Origin of the sequence: Bradyrhizobium sp. (assembly GCF_052389815.1) — a bacterium.
In the GTDB taxonomy this organism is placed as follows: Bacteria; Pseudomonadota; Alphaproteobacteria; order Rhizobiales; family Xanthobacteraceae; genus Bradyrhizobium.
Map to the genome: position 1 here is coordinate 23,510 of NZ_JBQTHN010000011.1, position 16,888 is coordinate 40,397.

15 protein-coding genes are annotated in these 16,888 nt (G+C 64.2%); 3 read left to right on the forward strand and 12 right to left on the reverse strand.

What is annotated here, in order from left to right; all coding sequences use genetic code 11:
- Position 1 precedes the first annotated feature (1 nt).
- The gene (locus ACT4OC_RS03180; RefSeq protein ID WP_444837556.1) at positions 2 to 940 is read left to right on the forward strand and encodes a lipid A biosynthesis lauroyl acyltransferase; all 939 of its coding nucleotides are present in this window, start codon (positions 2 to 4) and stop codon (positions 938 to 940) included.
- A gap of 197 nt (positions 941 to 1,137) precedes the next feature.
- On the opposite strand, the gene ACT4OC_RS03185 is transcribed toward ACT4OC_RS03180, so the two are convergent.
- From ACT4OC_RS03185 to ACT4OC_RS03215, 7 genes are all read right to left on the reverse strand, one after another.
- A complete protein-coding gene (locus ACT4OC_RS03185; protein ID WP_444837557.1) occupies positions 1,138 to 2,232 on the reverse strand; it encodes a polyamine ABC transporter substrate-binding protein in 1,095 nt (364 codons plus the stop codon).
- Positions 2,229 to 3,404 (reverse strand): aminotransferase, encoded by a 1,176-nt coding sequence (locus ACT4OC_RS03190; protein WP_444837558.1) that lies wholly within the window; start codon positions 3,402 to 3,404, stop codon positions 2,229 to 2,231. The genes ACT4OC_RS03185 and ACT4OC_RS03190 overlap by 4 nt, the downstream gene beginning before the upstream one ends.
- A 6-nt stretch (positions 3,405 to 3,410) precedes the next feature.
- On the reverse strand, positions 3,411 to 3,737 hold the full coding sequence (locus ACT4OC_RS03195) for a rhodanese-like domain-containing protein (RefSeq protein ID WP_444837559.1): 327 nt from the start codon (positions 3,735 to 3,737) through the stop codon (positions 3,411 to 3,413).
- A 116-nt stretch (positions 3,738 to 3,853) separates the two neighbouring features.
- Complete coding sequence (locus ACT4OC_RS03200; RefSeq protein WP_444837560.1) at positions 3,854 to 5,773, reverse strand: potassium transporter Kup; 1,920 nt, start codon at positions 5,771 to 5,773, stop codon at positions 3,854 to 3,856.
- Positions 5,774 to 5,922: 149 nt separating this feature from the next.
- Positions 5,923 to 7,821, reverse strand: a complete 1,899-nt coding sequence (locus ACT4OC_RS03205) for a potassium transporter Kup (protein ID WP_444837561.1) — start codon at positions 7,819 to 7,821, stop codon at positions 5,923 to 5,925.
- Between the two features lie 138 nt (positions 7,822 to 7,959).
- Positions 7,960 to 8,790: a flagellar motor protein MotB gene (locus tag ACT4OC_RS03210; RefSeq protein WP_444837562.1), complete on the reverse strand. Its 831-nt coding sequence runs from the start codon at positions 8,788 to 8,790 to the stop codon at positions 7,960 to 7,962.
- Between the two features lie 33 nt (positions 8,791 to 8,823).
- Positions 8,824 to 9,597, reverse strand: a complete 774-nt coding sequence (locus ACT4OC_RS03215; RefSeq protein WP_444837563.1) for a motility protein A — start codon at positions 9,595 to 9,597, stop codon at positions 8,824 to 8,826.
- A 312-nt stretch (positions 9,598 to 9,909) separates the two neighbouring features.
- Between ACT4OC_RS03215 and ACT4OC_RS03220 the strand changes: the two genes are divergently transcribed.
- Entirely contained in the window at positions 9,910 to 10,149 is a 240-nt protein-coding gene (locus ACT4OC_RS03220) for a PilZ domain-containing protein (protein WP_444837564.1), read from the forward strand.
- Between the two features lie 5 nt (positions 10,150 to 10,154).
- Here ACT4OC_RS03220 and ACT4OC_RS03225 read toward each other — a convergent pair whose 3' ends face one another.
- From ACT4OC_RS03225 to ACT4OC_RS03245, 5 genes are all read right to left on the reverse strand, one after another.
- Positions 10,155 to 10,982 carry an SDR family NAD(P)-dependent oxidoreductase gene (locus ACT4OC_RS03225; RefSeq protein ID WP_444837565.1) on the reverse strand — a complete coding sequence of 276 codons (828 nt, stop codon included), beginning with the start codon at positions 10,980 to 10,982 and terminating at the stop codon, positions 10,155 to 10,157.
- Positions 10,983 to 10,998: 16 nt separating this feature from the next.
- A complete protein-coding gene (locus ACT4OC_RS03230) occupies positions 10,999 to 11,634 on the reverse strand; it encodes an RraA family protein (RefSeq protein WP_444837570.1) in 636 nt (211 codons plus the stop codon).
- Between the two features lie 412 nt (positions 11,635 to 12,046).
- Positions 12,047 to 12,937: a CDP-alcohol phosphatidyltransferase family protein gene (locus ACT4OC_RS03235; protein WP_444837566.1), complete on the reverse strand. Its 891-nt coding sequence runs from the start codon at positions 12,935 to 12,937 to the stop codon at positions 12,047 to 12,049.
- 73 nt (positions 12,938 to 13,010) lie between these two features.
- Entirely contained in the window at positions 13,011 to 13,709 is a 699-nt protein-coding gene (locus ACT4OC_RS03240; RefSeq protein WP_444837567.1) for a phosphatidylserine decarboxylase, read from the reverse strand.
- Between the two features lie 112 nt (positions 13,710 to 13,821).
- Entirely contained in the window at positions 13,822 to 15,783 is a 1,962-nt protein-coding gene (locus ACT4OC_RS03245) for an ABCB family ABC transporter ATP-binding protein/permease (protein WP_444837568.1), read from the reverse strand.
- A gap of 202 nt (positions 15,784 to 15,985) precedes the next feature.
- On the opposite strand from ACT4OC_RS03245, the gene ACT4OC_RS03250 reads away from it, so the two are divergent.
- On the forward strand, positions 15,986 to 16,591 hold the full coding sequence (locus tag ACT4OC_RS03250; protein WP_444837571.1) for an LOG family protein: 606 nt from the start codon (positions 15,986 to 15,988) through the stop codon (positions 16,589 to 16,591).
- Positions 16,592 to 16,888: the final 297 nt, after the last annotated feature.

Genomic DNA, 16,888 nt, shown 5'->3' on the forward strand with positions numbered 1-16,888 from the left:
GATGAACCGCCTGCTCCTACTTCGCCTCAAGGCGCGTTTGCGCGATGCGCTGAAGCCGCTGTCCGAAGCCGCGGTCGGAGGCATCACGATCGCACTTCTGCGCACGACGCGCTTTTTCGATCCGGACAAGACCGCCGATTTCTTCGGCCGCGCCGCGCTGTTCATCGGCCGCCGCCTGCGCGAGGACCGCATCGGCCGCGAGAACCTGAAGGCCGCCTTCCCCGAGAAATCGCCGGAGGAGATCGAGAAGATCCTGGCTGGCGTCTGGGACAACCTCGGCCGCGTCGGCGCCGAGTTCGCCCATCTCGACCACATCTGGGATTACGACCCCGATCATCCGGAACGGCCGAGCCGCATCGAATTCAGTCCGCGCTCCAAGGAATTGTTCGATCTGCTGCGCGACGACGGCAAGCCGGCGATCTTCTTTGCAAGCCATCTCGGCAATTGGGAGCTGCCGGCGCTGGGTGCGGTGGCCCACGGGCTCGATGCGGCGATCCTGTTCCGCCGGCCGAACAGCGAGGCTGCCGACCGCGCGATCGAGAATACGCGCAGGGTCAAGATGGGTACGCTGATCCCGGCCGGCCGCGACGCGCCGTTCAAGCTCGGCCAGGCCCTGCAGAACGGGCAGCATGTCGCGATGCTGGTCGACCAGTGGTTCGGCAACGGCGTGGACGTCACCTTCTTCGGCCGCAAGACCAAGGCCAACCCCACGCTGGCGCGGCTGGTGCGCCAGGTCGAATGCCCGATCCACGGCGTGCGCATCATCCGCCTGCCCAACCACCGCTTCCGGGCGGAATTGTCGGAGGAAGTGAAGCCGGTGCGCGACGCCTCCGGCCAGATCGACATCCAGGGCACCATGCAGGCCGTCACGTCAGTGGTCGAAAGCTGGGTGCGCGAATATCCGGACCAGTGGCTGTGGCTGCACAGAAGGTGGCGGTGAGTCAGCGACGGAGTTTCCGTTCGTCATTGCGAGCGAAGCTAAGCAATCCATCCCTCGGCTCGGCGCGCCATGGATTGCTTCCGGCTTCGCGAAGATCGCTTCGCCGGACTCCCAGCCCTGCGAAGCTTGCGCAGCAAGCGTAGAAGGGTCGTCGCTATCGCTCCTCGCAATGACGGCTGCGGGTGACGCCTTCGGCGTCACCTGCCCGTCTTCACCTTCGTCCACAGCCGGTTGATGATGCGCTGCGTGGCCGGGTCACGCGCGGTGATGACGAACAGCTTCTTCTGCATCGCCCCGTCCGGATAGATGTTCCCGTCGCTCAGGATCTTGGCGTCGATCAGCTTCTGGCTGGCCAGGTTGCCGTTGGCATAGGATAGGAAGTTCGAATTCTTCGCCGCCACGTCCGGCCGGTAGAGATAGTCGATCAGCGCATGGGCTTCCGCGACGTTCTTCGCGTCCGACGGGATCGCGAGATTGTCGAAGAACATCTGCGCGCCCTCCTTCGGGATGGTGTAGCCGATCTCGATGCCGTTCCTGGCTTCCTCGGCGCGGCTGCGCGCCTGCATCACGTCGCCGGACCAGCCGACCACGAAGCAGATTTCACCCGATGCCAGCGCGCCGAGATATTCGGAGGAGTGGAACTTGCGCACGAAGGGGCGGACCTTGCCGACGAGCTCGGCAGCCTTTTCGAGGTCCGCCTGCCTGGTCGAGTTCGGATCGAGGCCGAGATAGCTCAACGCGGCCGGGAGGATGTCGTCGGCGGAGTCCAGCATATGGATGCCGCAGTCCTTGAATTTGGACAGGTTCTCCGGCTTGAACACGATGTCCCAGCTGTCGATCTTGACGCCGGGGCCGAGGATTTTCTCGGCCACCTTGGCGTTGTAGCCGACGCCGGTGGTGCCCCACATGTAGTTGGCGCCGTAATTGTTGCCGGGGTCGTAAGTCGCAAGCTGCTGGCTCACCACCGGCCAGGCGTTGGCGAGGTTGGGCAGCTTCGACTTGTCGAGCTTGAGAAACACCTTTGCCGTGATCTGTCGCTGCAGGAAGTAGCCGGTGGGCACGACGACGTCGTAGCCGGATTTGCCCGCGAGCAGGCGCGTCTCCAGCGTCTCATTGGCATCGAACGTGTCGTAGACGACCTTGATGCCGGTTTGCCTGGTGAAGTCCTCGAGGACTCCCGGCGCCATGTAGTTCGACCAGTTGTAGAAGTTGACGACGCGGTCCTGCGCCGCAGCAGGGGCAAGCGAGAGCAATAACGCTGCTGCTGCCGCAAGACCTGCTATCTTCATCATCGCGATCCCCTTTGCCGATGCACCGCATCGGCCAGGCGCTCCAGCGCCGTATCCAGCGTGGCGTCCTGTTTGGCAAAGCAGAACCGCACCACCGAGGTCACCGCGTCCTGCTCGTAGAACGCCGATACCGGGATCGCCGCCACCTTGTAGTCGTTGACGATGCGCCGGCAGAACGCCTCGTCGGTCTCGTTGAGGCCAAGCGGCGAAAGATCGACGGTCAGGAAATAGGTACCCTGAGATTTCAGCACGGGAAAGCCGATGCTCTCCAGTCCCTTGGTCAGACGGTCGCGGCTCCGCGCCAGATCCTTGCGCATGTCGTGGAAATACGCGTCTGGCTTGCCAAGCCCATAGGCCACGGCTGCCTGAAGATTCGGCGCCGTCGTGAAAGTCAGGAACTGGTGCACCTTGGCAGCTACGCGGAGCAGCGGCGGCGCGGCGCAGACGAAGCCGACCTTCCAGCCGGTCAGCGAAAAAATCTTGCCGGCGCTGCCGACCTTGATGGTTCGATCGCGCATGCCCGGAATGGTGATCAGCGGGATGTGCTCGCGTCCATCGAACACGACGTGTTCCCAGACCTCGTCGCAGATTGCGATGCTGTCGAACTCCTGGCAGAACCGCGCCAGCAGCTCGAGATCCTCGCGCGGATAGACCACGGCGGCCGGGTTGAGCGGGTTGTTGAACAGCACCGCCTTGGTCTTCGGGTTGAAGACGCTCCTGAGCATGTCCTCGTTCAGCCGCCAGTCCGGCGGCTCGAGCCGCAACAGGCGCGGAATGCCGCCGGCCTGGCGGATGATCGGCAGGTAGGAATCGTAGACCGGCTGGAACACGATGACTTCGTCGCCAGGCTCGACCACGGCGAGGATCGAGGCGGTCAGCGCCTCGGTGCCCCCGGAGGTCACCATGACCTCGGTCATGGGGTCGAGCCTTAGCCCGTGCCAATGCCCGTAATGCGAGGCGATGGCCTGGCGAAGCTCCGGGATGCCCATCATCGACGGGTACTGGTTGTAGCCGTTCACCGAGGCATCGGCGGCGGCTTTGCGGATATCCTCCGGACCGGGATGGTCGGGAAACCCCTGGCCGAGATTGATGGCATTGTTGTCGCGCGCGAGCTGCGACATCGCCTCGAAGATGGTGACGGGAAGGTCGCCAAAGACCTTGTTCAGACTGAGCATCGAAGGTCAGCCGCCGACCCTGGTCGGCAGCCCCGCGGCCTTCCAGCCCAGAATGCCGCCGGCTAGATGCTTGTCGTAGGGAAGCCCCGCCGCCTGCGCCGCCAGCGAGGCCGTCACCGAGCGCTTTCCGGAGCGGCAGGCGAACACCACCTGCTTTCCCTCCGGGTCCGGAATAGCGGCCGGATCGAAGGTCGACAGCGGCACGACCACGCCGCCCGGATAGGCCTCGGTCGCGACCTCATTGGGCTCGCGGACATCGACGAGGAGAAAACGGCCCTCCTCCATCCCCATCGACACCTCCTGCGGTGTCAAATCCTGCACCTGATCGGCCACGCCACATCCTCCTGAGAGCCCGTTCGGGACGCGCGCGCCCCGTCAAATCGGCGGCCAAAGTCGCCCCTCGCGGGCGAAAAATCAAGCACCGCAACGGCTTAAAAGCGGTCTTGAATCTAAATCGTGACCTGCGTTCCGACCTCCACCACCCGCCCCGTCGGGATCTGGAAATAGTCGGTGGCATCGTTGGCCGAGCGGCTCAGCCCAATGAACAAATGGTCCTGCCAGCGTGGCATGCCGGAATGAGCGGCCGGCTTCAGCGCCCGGCGCGACAGAAAGAAGGAGGTCGACATGATGTCGAACTGCCAGCCGAGTTTTCGCGCGATCGCCAGCGCTTTGGGCACGTTGGGCGATTCCATGAAGCCGAAGCGCAGCGTCACCTTGGAGAAGGTCGCACTGATCTCCTCGAGCCGCACCCGCTCGGAATCGTCGATCCGCGGCGTCGGCACGGTCTCGATGGTGAGAATGACATTCTTTTCGTGCAGCACCTTGTAGTGCTTGAGGCTGTGCATCAGCGCGGTCGGCGCGCTCTGGGGATCGCTGGTCAGGAATACTGCGGTGCCGGGAACGCGCTGCGGCGGACGCTTCTCCAGCATCGCCACCAGGTCGGCCAGCGGAAACTCCAGCTTGCGCGACTTCTCGAACAAGAGCCGGCTGCCGCGCCGCCAAGTGTACATCAGAAGCATCACGACTGAACCGAGCGCCAGCGGCACCCAGCCGCCCTCGAACACCTTGAGCAGGTTCGCGGAAAGGAAGGTGAGATCGAGCGCAAGCAGCGGCGCGATGATCACTGCGGCTGCTACCATCGACCAGCGCCAGACCTTCCAGATCACCACGAAGGCCATCATGGCGGTGACGACCATCGTTCCGGTAACGGCGATGCCGTAGGCCGAGGCGAGCGCACTTGACGAGCGGAATAGCCCGACGAGGAGCAGCACGCCGATCAGAAGCAGCGTATTGACCTTCGGCATGTAAATTTGCCCGATCAACTCCGAGGTATGCCGGATTTCCAGGCGAGGAAACAGTCCGAGCTGGATCGCCTGTTGCGTAATGGAATAGGCGCCGGTGATGACCGCTTGGCTTGCGATCACGGTTGCCGCGGTCGCGAGCGCAATCATCGGCAACAGAGCCCATTCCGGATACAGCAGGAAGAACGGATTCTCGATTGCCTTGGGGTCGGCAAGCACGAGAGCTCCCTGACCGAGATAGTTGATGGTCAGTGCCGGTAGCGCCACGCAGAGCCAGGCGGCGCGGATCGGCCGTTTGCCGAAATGACCGAGATCGGCATAGAGCGCCTCGGCGCCGGTGACGACGAGGAAGACGGCGCCGAGCGTGATGAATCCAACCACACCATGTGTCAGCAGAAAACTCATGCCGTGGAGGGGATTGAACGCCAGGAGCACCCTGGGATTCTGCACGATATGGGGTATGCCTGCGGCTACGAGCGCGATGAACCAGATCAGCGTGATCGGTCCGAAGAATGCGGCCACCTTCGCCGTGCCGCGCGACTGTGCGGCAAATAGCGCAACGAGGATCAACGCGGTCAATGGGACCACATAGGGCTCAAGAGCCGGCGTCGCGAGCTTCAAGCCCTCGATCGCGGACAGCACCGACAGTGCCGGCGTGATGATGGCATCACCATAGAACAGCGCGCCGCTGATAATGCCGAGCAGCAGCAGGACTGCACTGCCGCCGACCGCGCGATTGGCGAGCGCCATCAGCGCGAGCGTTCCGCCCTCCCCGTTGTTGTCCGCGCGCAGCAGGATGACGATGTACTTGACGGTCACCACCAGGATCAGCGCCCAGATGATCAGGGACAGGATGCCGAGCACGACCTGTTCGCTGGCCGGATTGTTGGCGCCGACCGCCGCCACCACCGACTCGCGCAGCGCATACAGCGGGCTCGTTCCGATGTCGCCATAGACCACGCCGATCGCACCCAGCGTCAGCGCGGCGAAGCTCGCCGGGGGATGCGTTTCGCCATGTCCATTGGCCGCGGGCGTTGCCGCCGCGGTGGCCGTCGTCTCGGATGTCATGAAGAGCGCCTCGATTGTTCACTGCACAAAAGCAATGCCGCAGCGGCTATACTCTGCCCTCAACGCATGGGTTAGGCCGGATTCAGGTTCCAGTCATGCAATAGCGCATATATTTATGCGGCGCTTATACGCAGAATCCGCTATTATAATCAGATAGTTACCTGGGTTCCAACTTCAACCACCCGCCCGGTAGGGATCTGGAAGTAGTCGGTCGCATCGTTCGCCGACCGGCTCATGGCGATGAACAGGTGGTCCTGCCATTGCGGCATGCCGGACTGCGCCGACGGTTTCAGCGAGCGGCGCGAGACGAAGAACGACGTCGCCATGATGTCGAACTGCCAGCCGAGCTTGCGCGCGATCACAAGGGCCTTCGGCACGTTCGGCGATTCCATGAAGCCGAAGCGCAGCCTGACGGTGGCGAACTTGTCGCTGATCGTTTCCATCTTGACCCGTTCGGCGGGATCGACGCGCGGCGTCTGCGCCGTCTCGATGGTCAGGATCACGTTGTGCTCGTGCAACACCTTGTTGTGCTTGAGATTGTGCAACAGCGCCGTCGGCACGAAGGACGGGTCGCTGGTGAGAAACACCGCGGTGCCCTTGACGATGTGCGGCGGCCGCTTCTCCAGGCTCTTGATGAGATCGGTGAGCGGCACCTCGATCCGGCGCGTCTTTGCGACCAGAATGGCAGCGCCACGGCGCCAGGTCCAGATCATCAGCGCCATCACGGCGCCGAACAGCAGCGGCACCCATGCGCCCTCGAACAGCTTCAGGAGGTTGGCGGAAAAGAAGCTGAGGTCGACGACGACGAATGGCACGATCAGTGCAGCCGCAGCGGCGGCTCGGAAGTTCCACAACTTCCAGATCACCACGAAACCCATGATGCCGTCACACACCATGGTGGTGGAAACAGCGATGCCGTACGCCGAAGCCAGCCCGCTCGTGGTCCGGAACAGCAGCACCAGGAGCAGCACGCCGATCAGCAGCAGCCGGTTGACGCGCGGCAGGTAAATTTGCCCGGCATGGGACTCGGAGGTGTAGCGGACCTCGAAGCGCGGCAGGAGACCGAGCTGCACCGCTTGCCGGACCAGCGAATAGGCGCCCGTGATGACGGCCTGGCTCGCGATCACGGTCGCGGCGGTCGCCAGCGCCACCAGCGGCAACACCAGCATTTCCGGCACCATGCGATAGAACGAGTTCTCGATCGCGCCGGGATTGGCCAGGACGAGTGCACCCTGCCCGAAATAGTTGATCAGGAGCGCCGGCAGCACGAAAAACACCCAGGCTGTCTGGATCGGCTTGCGGCCGAAGTGGCCGAGGTCGGCATAGAGCGCCTCACCGCCGGTCACTGCGAGGAACACGGCGCCCAGCGTGACCAGGCCGATGGTGCCGTGGGTCAGCAGGAACTCGATTCCGTACAGCGGATTGATCGCGAGCAGGACCGACGGATCGTCGCTGATATGGATGACGCCGGTCACCGCGAGCACCGTAAACCACACCACCATGACCGGGCCGAAGGCGGAGGCGACGCGCGCGGTGCCGCTCGACTGCACCGAGAACAGCACGACCAGGATGAACACGGTCAGCGGAACCACGTAGTGCTCCAGCGCCGGCGCCGCGAGCTTCAGACCTTCCATCGCAGACAGCACCGAGATCGCCGGCGTGATCATTGAATCGCCGATGAACATGGAGGCGCCGAGCACCCCCAGCGCCAGCAGCACCCAGCTGCGCCGCCCGAGCGCGCGCTGGCCGAGCGCCATCAGCGAAAGCGTGCCGCCCTCGCCGTTGTTGTCGGCGCGCAGCAGCAGCACGTATTTGGCGGTGACGACGGTCAGCAGCGCCCACAGGATCAGCGAGAGCACGCCGAGCACGATGGCGCGCGTCGCCGGTTGGCCGTGGCCCGCCGCACCCGCGACCGCTTCACGGAAGGCGTAGAGGGGCGAAGTCCCGATGTCGCCATAGACGACGCCGATACTGCCGAGCGTCAGCCCCCAAAAGCTGGATGTGACCGGTCCCTCCTGGGACTCGGCGGATGTTACGCTCGCGGTCATGTCGGTTGGGGAACGCTTGAATCCGATGTTTCGATCCACTCTCGTCCGCGGACCATAGCACTGCCGGTCGCGCGGGGATGCGACATAAAGCGAACTTCGCCTCGCCGCGCAACTGGTATTATCGTAGCGTACCGGGATTTATGGCTTGAGATCCGGCGGGAGGGGCGGATCTTCGCGCATCAGGGTGATGGTCACACGGCGGTTGGCCGGGAGCGTCGGATCGTCTGGAAACAGTGGCTGGCTGTCCGCCTTGCCGGAAACCGTGAAGATGTGCGAGGCCGGCAGCCCCTCGCGCTCGAGGATCTGGCGCACGGCATTGGCGCGGTCGGCGGAGAGATCGAACGCACCGTAGTCGCTGCGCGACGGCACGAAGCCCGCGGCGGTATGGCCGGTGATGGACAGGCGCAGCGGGGTCGCCTTCAGCGGCGCCGCCAGCTTCTGGATCAACCGGCGCGTGCGGTCGAACGGCACCTTGGAGCCGTCGGCAAACATCGAGCGGCCGTCCTGGTCGACGATCTCGAGGTTGAGCCCCTGCTTGGTCTCCTCGAACATGATGTGCTTGGACATTTCCGTCAGTTCCGGCAGATCCTGCAGCGCCTGCCGCAGCGAGGCCGAGGCGAGCGCGAATTCGCGGTCGATCTTCAGCTTGGCGCCCTGGGTGCGCTGGCGCGACTTCTCGTCCGGCGTCGGCGTGCTGGAGGACTCTTCCGGCGGAATGTGGTCGGTGTTCTTCAGCTTCGGCCGCGTCGGCAAGCCGTCGGATTCGATGATGCCGGAGTAGCGCGACTCCGTCTGCACGCCGAACGCCTCGCGCATCGAGCCGGCGACGATTTTCAGCTTCTGCTGGTCCTGGTTGGAGAAGGCGACGAGCATCACGAAAAAGCTCATCAACAGCCCCATCAGGTCGGCGAAGGTCACGAACCAGCCGTGCCCTCCGCCATGTGCATCGCCGCGCTTCTTCTTGGCCATTGGCTATCTTCCGGACCGCCCCTGCCCGCCCGATCAGGCCGGCACCGGCTCGCCTTCCTCGTTGCGATGCTTCTCCGGCAGGTAGGCCAGCAGCATCTCCCGGACCAGCGCCGGGCTCTTGGAATCGCGGATCATCAGGATGCCGTCGATGATCAGGGTGCGGTTGGTCTCCTCGTCCAGCAGCTTGCCGTGCAGCTTGTCGGCAATCGGCAGGCAGAACAGGTTGGCGACCAGCGCGCCGTAGAGGGTGGCGAGCAGCGCAACGGCCATGAACGGACCGAGCTTGGAGGGATCGGTCATGTTGGCGAACATCTGCACCATGCCGATCAGCGTGCCGATCATGCCGAAGGCCGGAGCGCAGTCGCCGATGGCGCGGTAGATCTTGCTGCCCTCGTCGAGATGCATCAGGAAGTTGTCGCGGTCGCGCTCGAGATTGTCGCGGATGAATTCGAGGTCGTAGCCGTCGGCGACGTAGCGGATGCCCTTGGCGAGGAACGGCTCGTCGGTCTCGACCTTTTCCAGGCCCACCGGTCCCTGCTTGCGGGCGATCTCGGCGATGCGGGCGAGCTCGTCGACGAGGTCGCGGGCCGACAGCCGGCTCATGGTGAAAGCGAACTTGGCACCCAGCGGAAGGCCGTGAAGCATCGAGCCGATCGGGAAGCGGATCAAGGTGGCCGCGATCGATCCGCCGAAGATGATGATGACGGCGTGGATGTCGTAGAACATCCGGAAGTCGCCGCCCATCAGGATCAGCGTCGCAATGACAATAAAGCCCGCGACCAGGCCGACCGTTGTGTTGATATCCATTCTCGACTCCAACGCGTACGCGAACCCGCCGCCTGTCCTGGACGGCGTTGCGGCCCGAACTCGGCCGCACGGACCGACCCTATGGCTTCGCCATTAAAGACGCGTAAAGGTTAAGCGCTTTCGCCGCGCCGGCGAGGCGCAAGCGCCGCAGCGAAGGTTGCGATCTCAACCATCTACTAACCATAATCAACTGCGCCGCATGCGTGGCCGAATCCGGTGGTTATCGCAGCGATCGGGCGAGATCGAACTTTTCAAACCGGAAAATCAGGATCATCCTGCCGGCTTGGCGGTCCGCAACGGGGTTTTCCGCGGATGGACGAGAAGCGCGCCTCCCAGCGCAAGCGGGTGCTCAAGGCCGGCACGATCGAGTTTCGCGGCGGCGGGATCGACTGCGTCATCCGTAATCTTTCGGATACGGGCGCTGCCCTCGAGGTCGAGAGCGTGGTCGGCGTTCCCGCCGAATTCACCCTCGTGGTGCGCGCCGACGACTTCGCGCGCAAATGCCGCGTCATCCGCCGCGAGACCAAGCGGCTGGGCGTGAAGTTTGAATAAGCCGCTCACCCTCCGGACAGCCCCGTCAATCGGCAGCTCAGCGCCCTCAGCCTGGCCCGCGCCTCGGCGTCAAAGGCCTGGGCGTTCGCCTTCATCTCGTTCATGCCGTTGAAGAACAGGCCGCTCCTGCCAGCGACATCGTCGCCACTGACGAGGTGCAGGATCGCCGCGCAGCCCTGCTCCACCGTCGACATCGGCGCGATGCCGCCGGCGCGCACCATGGTGGTGTTCATGTAGGTCGCCGGATGCAGCGAATTGACAGTGACGCCGCTGCCGCGCAGTTCCTCGGCGAGATCGGTGGTGAACATGATCTGCGCCAGCTTGCTCTGCGCATAGGCGCGGCTGCCGCTGTAGTTCCTGGTGATCATGACGTCGTCAAAATCGATCGGATGCTGGCCGAGCGAGGCGACATTGACGATACGGGACGGCGCGCTCGCCTTCAGGCGCGGCAGCAGCAGGTTCGCCAGCAGGAATCCGGCAAGATAATTCACCGCAAAGCGCAACTCGTGCCCGTCGCGGCTGACCTGCCGCTGCGGTCCCTCGTTCTGCGAGCCGATGCCGGCATTGCTGACGAAGACGTCGAGCCGGTCGCAGTCGGCGAGCACGCGCTCGGCGAGGTTTCGGGTCTCCGCCAGCGACGACAGGTCGGCTTGATGGAACGTCGGCGTCACCCCGCCGGCGCTCTCGATGTCCTCGATTACCGCGTTCGCGCGCGCCGGGTCGCGGCCGTGGAGCAGCACCCTGGCGCCCTGGCCGGCAAGCTGCGTCGCGACATGGCGGCCGACGCCGTCGGTCGAACCGGTGATGAAGACGGTCTTGCCTTTCATCTCCATCGCGAAGGACCTGCGATCAATGGATCTCCGCCGAACGCTTCAGCGCCTCTTTCAGTTTCTCCAGCGAAAAGTCCTTGGCTCGCGCGATCTCCAGAATCGGCGTCTCGCGGCGGCCGCAGAGCTCGCAGGCGTCCGGCAGCTTGGCGGCGACGTCGTAGGGGATGACGATGGCGCCATGCTGGTCGGCATGGATCAGGTCGTCGGATTTCACGGTCATGCCGGCGACGCGGACCTCGCCGCCGAAATTTTCGGCATGCACCCAGGCGTGGGACGGGCCGATCGAGCCGGCCAGCGCCTGGAAGCCCGGCGCCCATTGCGGGATGTCGCGGATCGAGCCATCGGTGATGACGCCGAGACAGCCGAGCGCCTTGTGCACGTTGCTCTGCACCTCGCCCCAGAACGCACCATAGCCGACGTCGGCGCCGTCGATGTCCTGGATCACGGTGATGCGCGGGCCGAAGCCGGTGCCGACATATTCGTAATAGGCGATGCGGCGTTTGGCCTGCTCATCCGCGGGCAGACCGGATTTCAGCACCGAGCGGATGGTCACCGTGCGGGCATAGCCGACCATCGGCGGCAGGTTCGGAAACGGGCAGACAAGCGGTTTGGTCGTGTAGCCGATCAGCCGACGCTCCGGCGCCACGATCTCCATCGCATTGCAGATGGTCGGGGTGTCGTAGCGACCCAGCGCTTCGAGGACCGATGCGGGCGGCGGGGCGGACTGGGTCACGGCATTTCTCTCCTGGTCTCGGCCGGCGTTGGTCGCGGGCTCGTGCAGCCACGGTCATAGCCGAGATCGGGGGTGAACCCAACTCGGCTGCGCTCATGGCTGCTATTTGTGTCAGACCCTCATGGTGAGGAGCGCGGCACGCGCGTCTCGAACCATGATGGCCCGCGTGGGCCTTCATCCGTCGAGACGCCGCTTCGCGGCTCCTCAGAGAATGTGAACCTATTCGACTTTCGCGATTTTCGACGACTCTAAGTCTTTGATTTGACTCATGTCGAAAATTGCCGGAATCGAAAGATTCACAGCCTCTCAGGATGAGGGGAAATACCTCGCTCCTCTAGTGCAACCGCTCCGGACGATCGTCGGGCGGATTGTCGGAGACCGGCGCAGCGAAGGTCTGCGTCGGGCCGGCGGAAGTTGCCTCGCCTGCCGGCGCGGCCTGAGCCGCAGCCGCCGCGGCGGCGCGCTCCTGATTCTTGTAGGACTTCCAGCCCAGAGGAAGGCTCAGGAGATAGAGCGCCGAGCCGATGGAGAGGACGTACCAGGGATAGCCGATCAGAAGCGCGATGAAGAAGATCACCGACACGAACAGCGGCAGCACCATTTCCGGCGCCACGCGCATGCGCACCTGCTTGCCGGAGAACACCGGCAGGCGCGACACCATCAGGATCGCGATCAGCAGCGTATAGCCTGCGGTCAACGTCGCCGGCGGCTTGCCGACGCCGAGGAAGCCGAGATAGAGCGGCAACAGCGCGGTGACCGCGCCGGCCGGCGCGGGCACGCCGGTGAAAAAATTCGCGGCATAGGGCGGCTTGTTGGGATCGTCGATGCTGGCGTTGAACCGCGCGAGCCGCAGGCCGCCCGAGATTGCAAACACCATGGCCGCGATCCAGCCGCCATTGCCCAATTCGTGCAACTGCCAGAAATACAGGAGCAGGCCGGGCACGACGCCGAAATTGACGAAGTCGGCCAGCGAGTCGAGCTCGGCGCCGAACTTCGACTGCCCCTTGATCATGCGTGCGACGCGGCCGTCGATGCCGTCGAGCACGGCGGCGAACACGATGGCCGCGACCGCCCACTCCATCTTGCCTTCGATGGCAAGACGGATCGCGGTCAGGCCGGCGCAGATCGCCAGCAGCGTGATGACGTTCGGCACCAGCATGCGCACCGGGATCGGGCGAAAGCGGCGGCGACGTCCTTCAGGGGTTTTGTAATCGAGCGGCACCATTCCTCGAATATAGCAAGTGGGCGGGCCCTCCGCCATCGGCTGTATCAGCGGCAAAGTCCACAATTACCGATGGTTAATTGGCACGGAAGCCGAGCCCGTTATCGCCGAGCCGGAAATCCGCCAGGATGGTCTCGCCGGCGATCGCGGTCTGGCCTACCGAAACCAGCGGCTTGGTGCCGTCGGGAAGATAGACGTCGAGCCGCGAGCCGAAGCGGATCAGGCCGAACCGCTCCCCGGCCCCGATCGCCTGCCCTTCCTTGGAAAAGCAGACGATGCGCCGCGCCACCAGCCCTGCGATCTGCACCACGCCGATGCGGCCCTGCGCCGTGCCGATCACCAGCGAATTGCGCTCATTGTCCTCACTGGCCTTGTCGAGCTCGGCATTGATGAAGACGCCGGGCCGGTAGACGATGCGCTCGATCCGGCCCGTCACGGGGGCGCGGTTCACATGGCAGTTGAACACGCTCATGAACACGGAAACGCGCGTCAGCGGCTTGTCGCCGAGCCCGAGCTCGGCGGGGGGCAGCACCTGCGTGATCATGGAGACGCGGCCGTCGGCCGGCGATACCACGACGCCTTCGCGCACCGGCGTGACGCGCACGGGATCGCGGAAGAACAGCGTGCACCAGACGGTCAGCACCGTGCCGATCCAGCCCAGCGGTGTCCAGATCCAGAACAGGATCAGGCTCGCCAATGCAAAGCCGCCGATGAACGGATAGCCTTCGGGATGGATCGGCGGGATCTGCGCGCGGATGGAATTGCTGATGGACATTGCTTCTCACTGACTCATTGGTTTGACGCGTTTTCTTAACGCGAACCGGTACCCACTTCGCTCGAAAACGCTATCGTATGCCCGCCCTCGTTCTGAGAGAGCGGTCGAGAACTCACTCCGCAGCGCTGGCGATGGGATCGTCGCGCGGATCGTCGACCGGCGGTGGCGCGCGGTTCGGCGCCTCGCTTTCGTCGTCGATCTGCGCGAGCTTTTCGCGCGCTTCCTCCGCCTCGCGCTGCCGGTTCCACATACTGGCATAAAGCCCGCCGGAAGCCAAAAGCTGCGCATGGGTTCCGCGCTCGGCGATCCTGCCCTGGTCGAGCACGATGATCTCGTCGGCGGCGACGATGGTGGAGAGACGGTGCGCGATCACCAGCGAGGTGCGGTTCTGCGAGACGCGCTCCAGCGCGCCCTGGATCTCGGCCTCGGTGTGGCTGTCGAGCGCCGAGGTCGCCTCGTCCAGCACCAGGATCGGCGGCGCCTTCAGCACCGTGCGCGCAATTGCCACACGCTGCTTCTCGCCGCCGGATAGTTTCAGGCCGCGCTCGCCGACCTGGGTCTCGTAGCCCCTGGGCGAAGCCTTGATGAAGCCGTCGATCTGCGCCAGCCGTGCCGCCTCCTCCACTTCGGCGTCGCCGGCGTCCCAGCGTCCATAACGGATGTTGTAGCGGATGGTGTCGTTGAACAGCACGGTGTCCTGCGGCACCATGCCGATCGCCGCGCGCAGCGAACTCTGCGTCACGCCCTTGATGTCCTGCCCGTCGATAAGGATCCTGCCGCCGGAGACGTCGTAGAGGCGGAACAGCAGCCGCGAAATCGTGGACTTGCCGGCGCCGGAGGGGCCGACGATCGCCACCGTCTTGCCGGCCGGCACCTCGAAGCTGAGGCCTTTCAGGATCGCCCGGTCCGCCTCGTAGGCAAAGCGCACGTCCTCGAAGCGCACATTGCCCGACGTCACCACAAGCGGCTTCGCACCGGGCAAGTCCCTGATCTCGGGGTCGCGCTGCAGGACGTTGAACATCTTCTCGATGTCGATGATGGCCTGCTTGATCTCGCGATAGACCATGCCCATGAAGTTCAGGGGAACGTAGAGCTGGATCATCATGGCGTTGATCATCACGAAGTCGCCGACGGTATGGGTGCCGTTGCGGATGCCGAACGCGCACATGATCATGGTCACGGTCAATCCGACCGTGAAGATCACCGCCTGCCCGGCATTGAGCACGGCCAGCGACGTGTAGGTACGGATGCTCGCTTCCTCGTAGCGCTCCATCGAACGGTCGTAGCGCCGGGCCTCACGCTCCTCCGCACCGAAATATTTCACCGTCTCGTAGTTGAGCAGCGAGTCGATCGCCTTGGTGTTCGCTTCCGTGTCGGAATCGTTCATCTTGCGGCGGATCTCGATCCGCCACTCGGTCGCGATATAGGTGTAGTACATGTAGGCGCCGACCATGATCGCGGTCACCAGCACGTAGCGCCAGTCGAACTGCCAGAACAGCACGCCGAACATCAGCGTGACCTCGACCAGCGTCGGGATCAGCTGCAGGATCACCATGCGCACGATCACCTCGATGCCGGAACGGCCGCGCTCGAGAATCCGCGTCAATCCGCCGGTCTTGCGCTCGAGATGGAAGCGCAGCGAGAGCTCGTGCATATGGACGAAGGTGATGTAGGCGAGCTTCCTCACCGCATGCATGGCGACGCGGGCGAACAGACCATCGCGCCATTGCGTCAAGAGCGCCATCAGCACGCGCACGCCGCCATAGCCCAGCGTCATCAGCAAGGGCGAGGCGATCAGCCACAGCATCCAGTTGGAAGATTCCACCGGCGCGGTGTTGGCGCCGGTCAGCGCATCGATCGCCCATTTGAAGGTGAAGGGCACCGAGAGCGTGGCGAGCTTGGCGACGAGCAGCAGCACCATCGACCAGACAACGCGCATCTTCAGGTCGTTGCGGTCGTGCGGCCAGATGTAGGGCCACAGATGCACCAGCGTCCCGGCCAGGGTCGCCTTGTCGGGCGAGGTCGCGGCAGGTTCGGTCGCTGGCGCTTGGGCTTGCGAATGCGGGTGGGCCATCGATCAGTGCCTGCCCCGAACCGCGGGTCTTCGTTCATCTGGCTGCATGTTGCCTGTCATATAGAGGCTTTGGCTGTCGCGTACAGCCTCCTCGCCGGCAATTCTTTCGCGATTCCGGGGATTTGCGGGGAAATTCTCCTGGCCCGGCGAATCCGATAAGCTTGACGCTCCCGCTGTGCAGTGCCACATGCTTTAGATGAAGATGAACCAAATCAAGACTGTTTGTGTCTATTGCGGCTCCGGCCCAGGTGTAAACCACCGCTACGTCGAAACCGCACAAGCGCTCGGCAAGATATTCGCAGAGAGCAACATCCGCCTCGTCTATGGTGGCGGCTCGGTCGGCCTGATGGGCGCTATCGCCAAATCCGCGCTCGAACATGGCGGTGCCGTAACCGGCATCATCCCGGACTTCCTGCGCGCGCGCGAGAATGCGCTGACGAGCGTGCAGGAGATGATCGTCACGCCCGACATGCACGAGCGCAAGCGGCTGATGTTCGAGCGCTCGGACGCCTTCGTCGCGCTGCCCGGCGGCGTCGGCACGCTGGAGGAGCTGGTGGAGATGATGACCTGGCAGCAGCTCGGCCGCCACGCCAAGCCGATCCTGCTCGCCAACGTCGACGGCTTCTGGGAGCCGCTGCTGTCGCTTCTCGCCCATATGCGGCAAGCCCAATTCATCCGGCCCAACCTCGAGGTCGATGTGCTGAAAGCCGAACGCGTCGAGGACATCCTGCCGCGCCTGCGCGCCTACGCCGCACGGACCACGGAAGCCGCCAAGGCGATGGCGCCGGAGCTGGCGAGGAAGATGTAGGGCGGGCCTGCGTGCTGCCCACTTCCGTCATTGCGAGCGAAGCGAAGCAATCCATCAATACGCTCGCGGAGCGATGGATTGCTTCGTCGCTTCGCTCCTCGCAATGACGGTGAAACATGCGCTCTCGTTCCCGCGGCACGATCTGCCCGAGGTTTTGCATCTCTGTTGCCCCCTCTTCGAAAAGAGGGCGCGGAGAAGGCCGGGCGCCGGCTGCGCCCGCAGCACCGTGTGCAACGGTAGTAAGAAAACGCACACGGATTTGACAGGTACAGCCAGGACATCCCGACCTTCCCCGCG

Coding starts and splice junctions, on each gene's coding strand:
- ACT4OC_RS03240 (WP_444837567.1), bottom strand. CDS start 13,709: ATGTCCATCAGCAATTCCATCCGCGCGCAGATCCCGCCGATCCATCCC.
- ACT4OC_RS03200 (WP_444837560.1), bottom strand. CDS start 5,773: ATGACATCCGAGACGACGGCCACCGCGGCGGCAACGCCCGCGGCCAAT.
- ACT4OC_RS03245 (WP_444837568.1), bottom strand. CDS start 15,783: ATGGCCCACCCGCATTCGCAAGCCCAAGCGCCAGCGACCGAACCTGCC.
- ACT4OC_RS03230 (WP_444837570.1), bottom strand. CDS start 11,634: ATGGAGATCGTGGCGCCGGAGCGTCGGCTGATCGGCTACACGACCAAA.
- ACT4OC_RS03205 (WP_444837561.1), bottom strand. CDS start 7,821: ATGACCGCGAGCGTAACATCCGCCGAGTCCCAGGAGGGACCGGTCACA.
- ACT4OC_RS03210 (WP_444837562.1), bottom strand. CDS start 8,790: ATGGCCAAGAAGAAGCGCGGCGATGCACATGGCGGAGGGCACGGCTGG.
- ACT4OC_RS03180 (WP_444837556.1), top strand. CDS start 2: ATGAACCGCCTGCTCCTACTTCGCCTCAAGGCGCGTTTGCGCGATGCG.
- ACT4OC_RS03220 (WP_444837564.1), top strand. CDS start 9,910: ATGGACGAGAAGCGCGCCTCCCAGCGCAAGCGGGTGCTCAAGGCCGGC.
- ACT4OC_RS03225 (WP_444837565.1), bottom strand. CDS start 10,982: ATGGAGATGAAAGGCAAGACCGTCTTCATCACCGGTTCGACCGACGGC.
- ACT4OC_RS03185 (WP_444837557.1), bottom strand. CDS start 2,232: ATGATGAAGATAGCAGGTCTTGCGGCAGCAGCAGCGTTATTGCTCTCG.
- ACT4OC_RS03190 (WP_444837558.1), bottom strand. CDS start 3,404: ATGCTCAGTCTGAACAAGGTCTTTGGCGACCTTCCCGTCACCATCTTC.
- ACT4OC_RS03215 (WP_444837563.1), bottom strand. CDS start 9,597: ATGGATATCAACACAACGGTCGGCCTGGTCGCGGGCTTTATTGTCATT.
- ACT4OC_RS03235 (WP_444837566.1), bottom strand. CDS start 12,937: ATGGTGCCGCTCGATTACAAAACCCCTGAAGGACGTCGCCGCCGCTTT.
- ACT4OC_RS03250 (WP_444837571.1), top strand. CDS start 15,986: ATGAACCAAATCAAGACTGTTTGTGTCTATTGCGGCTCCGGCCCAGGT.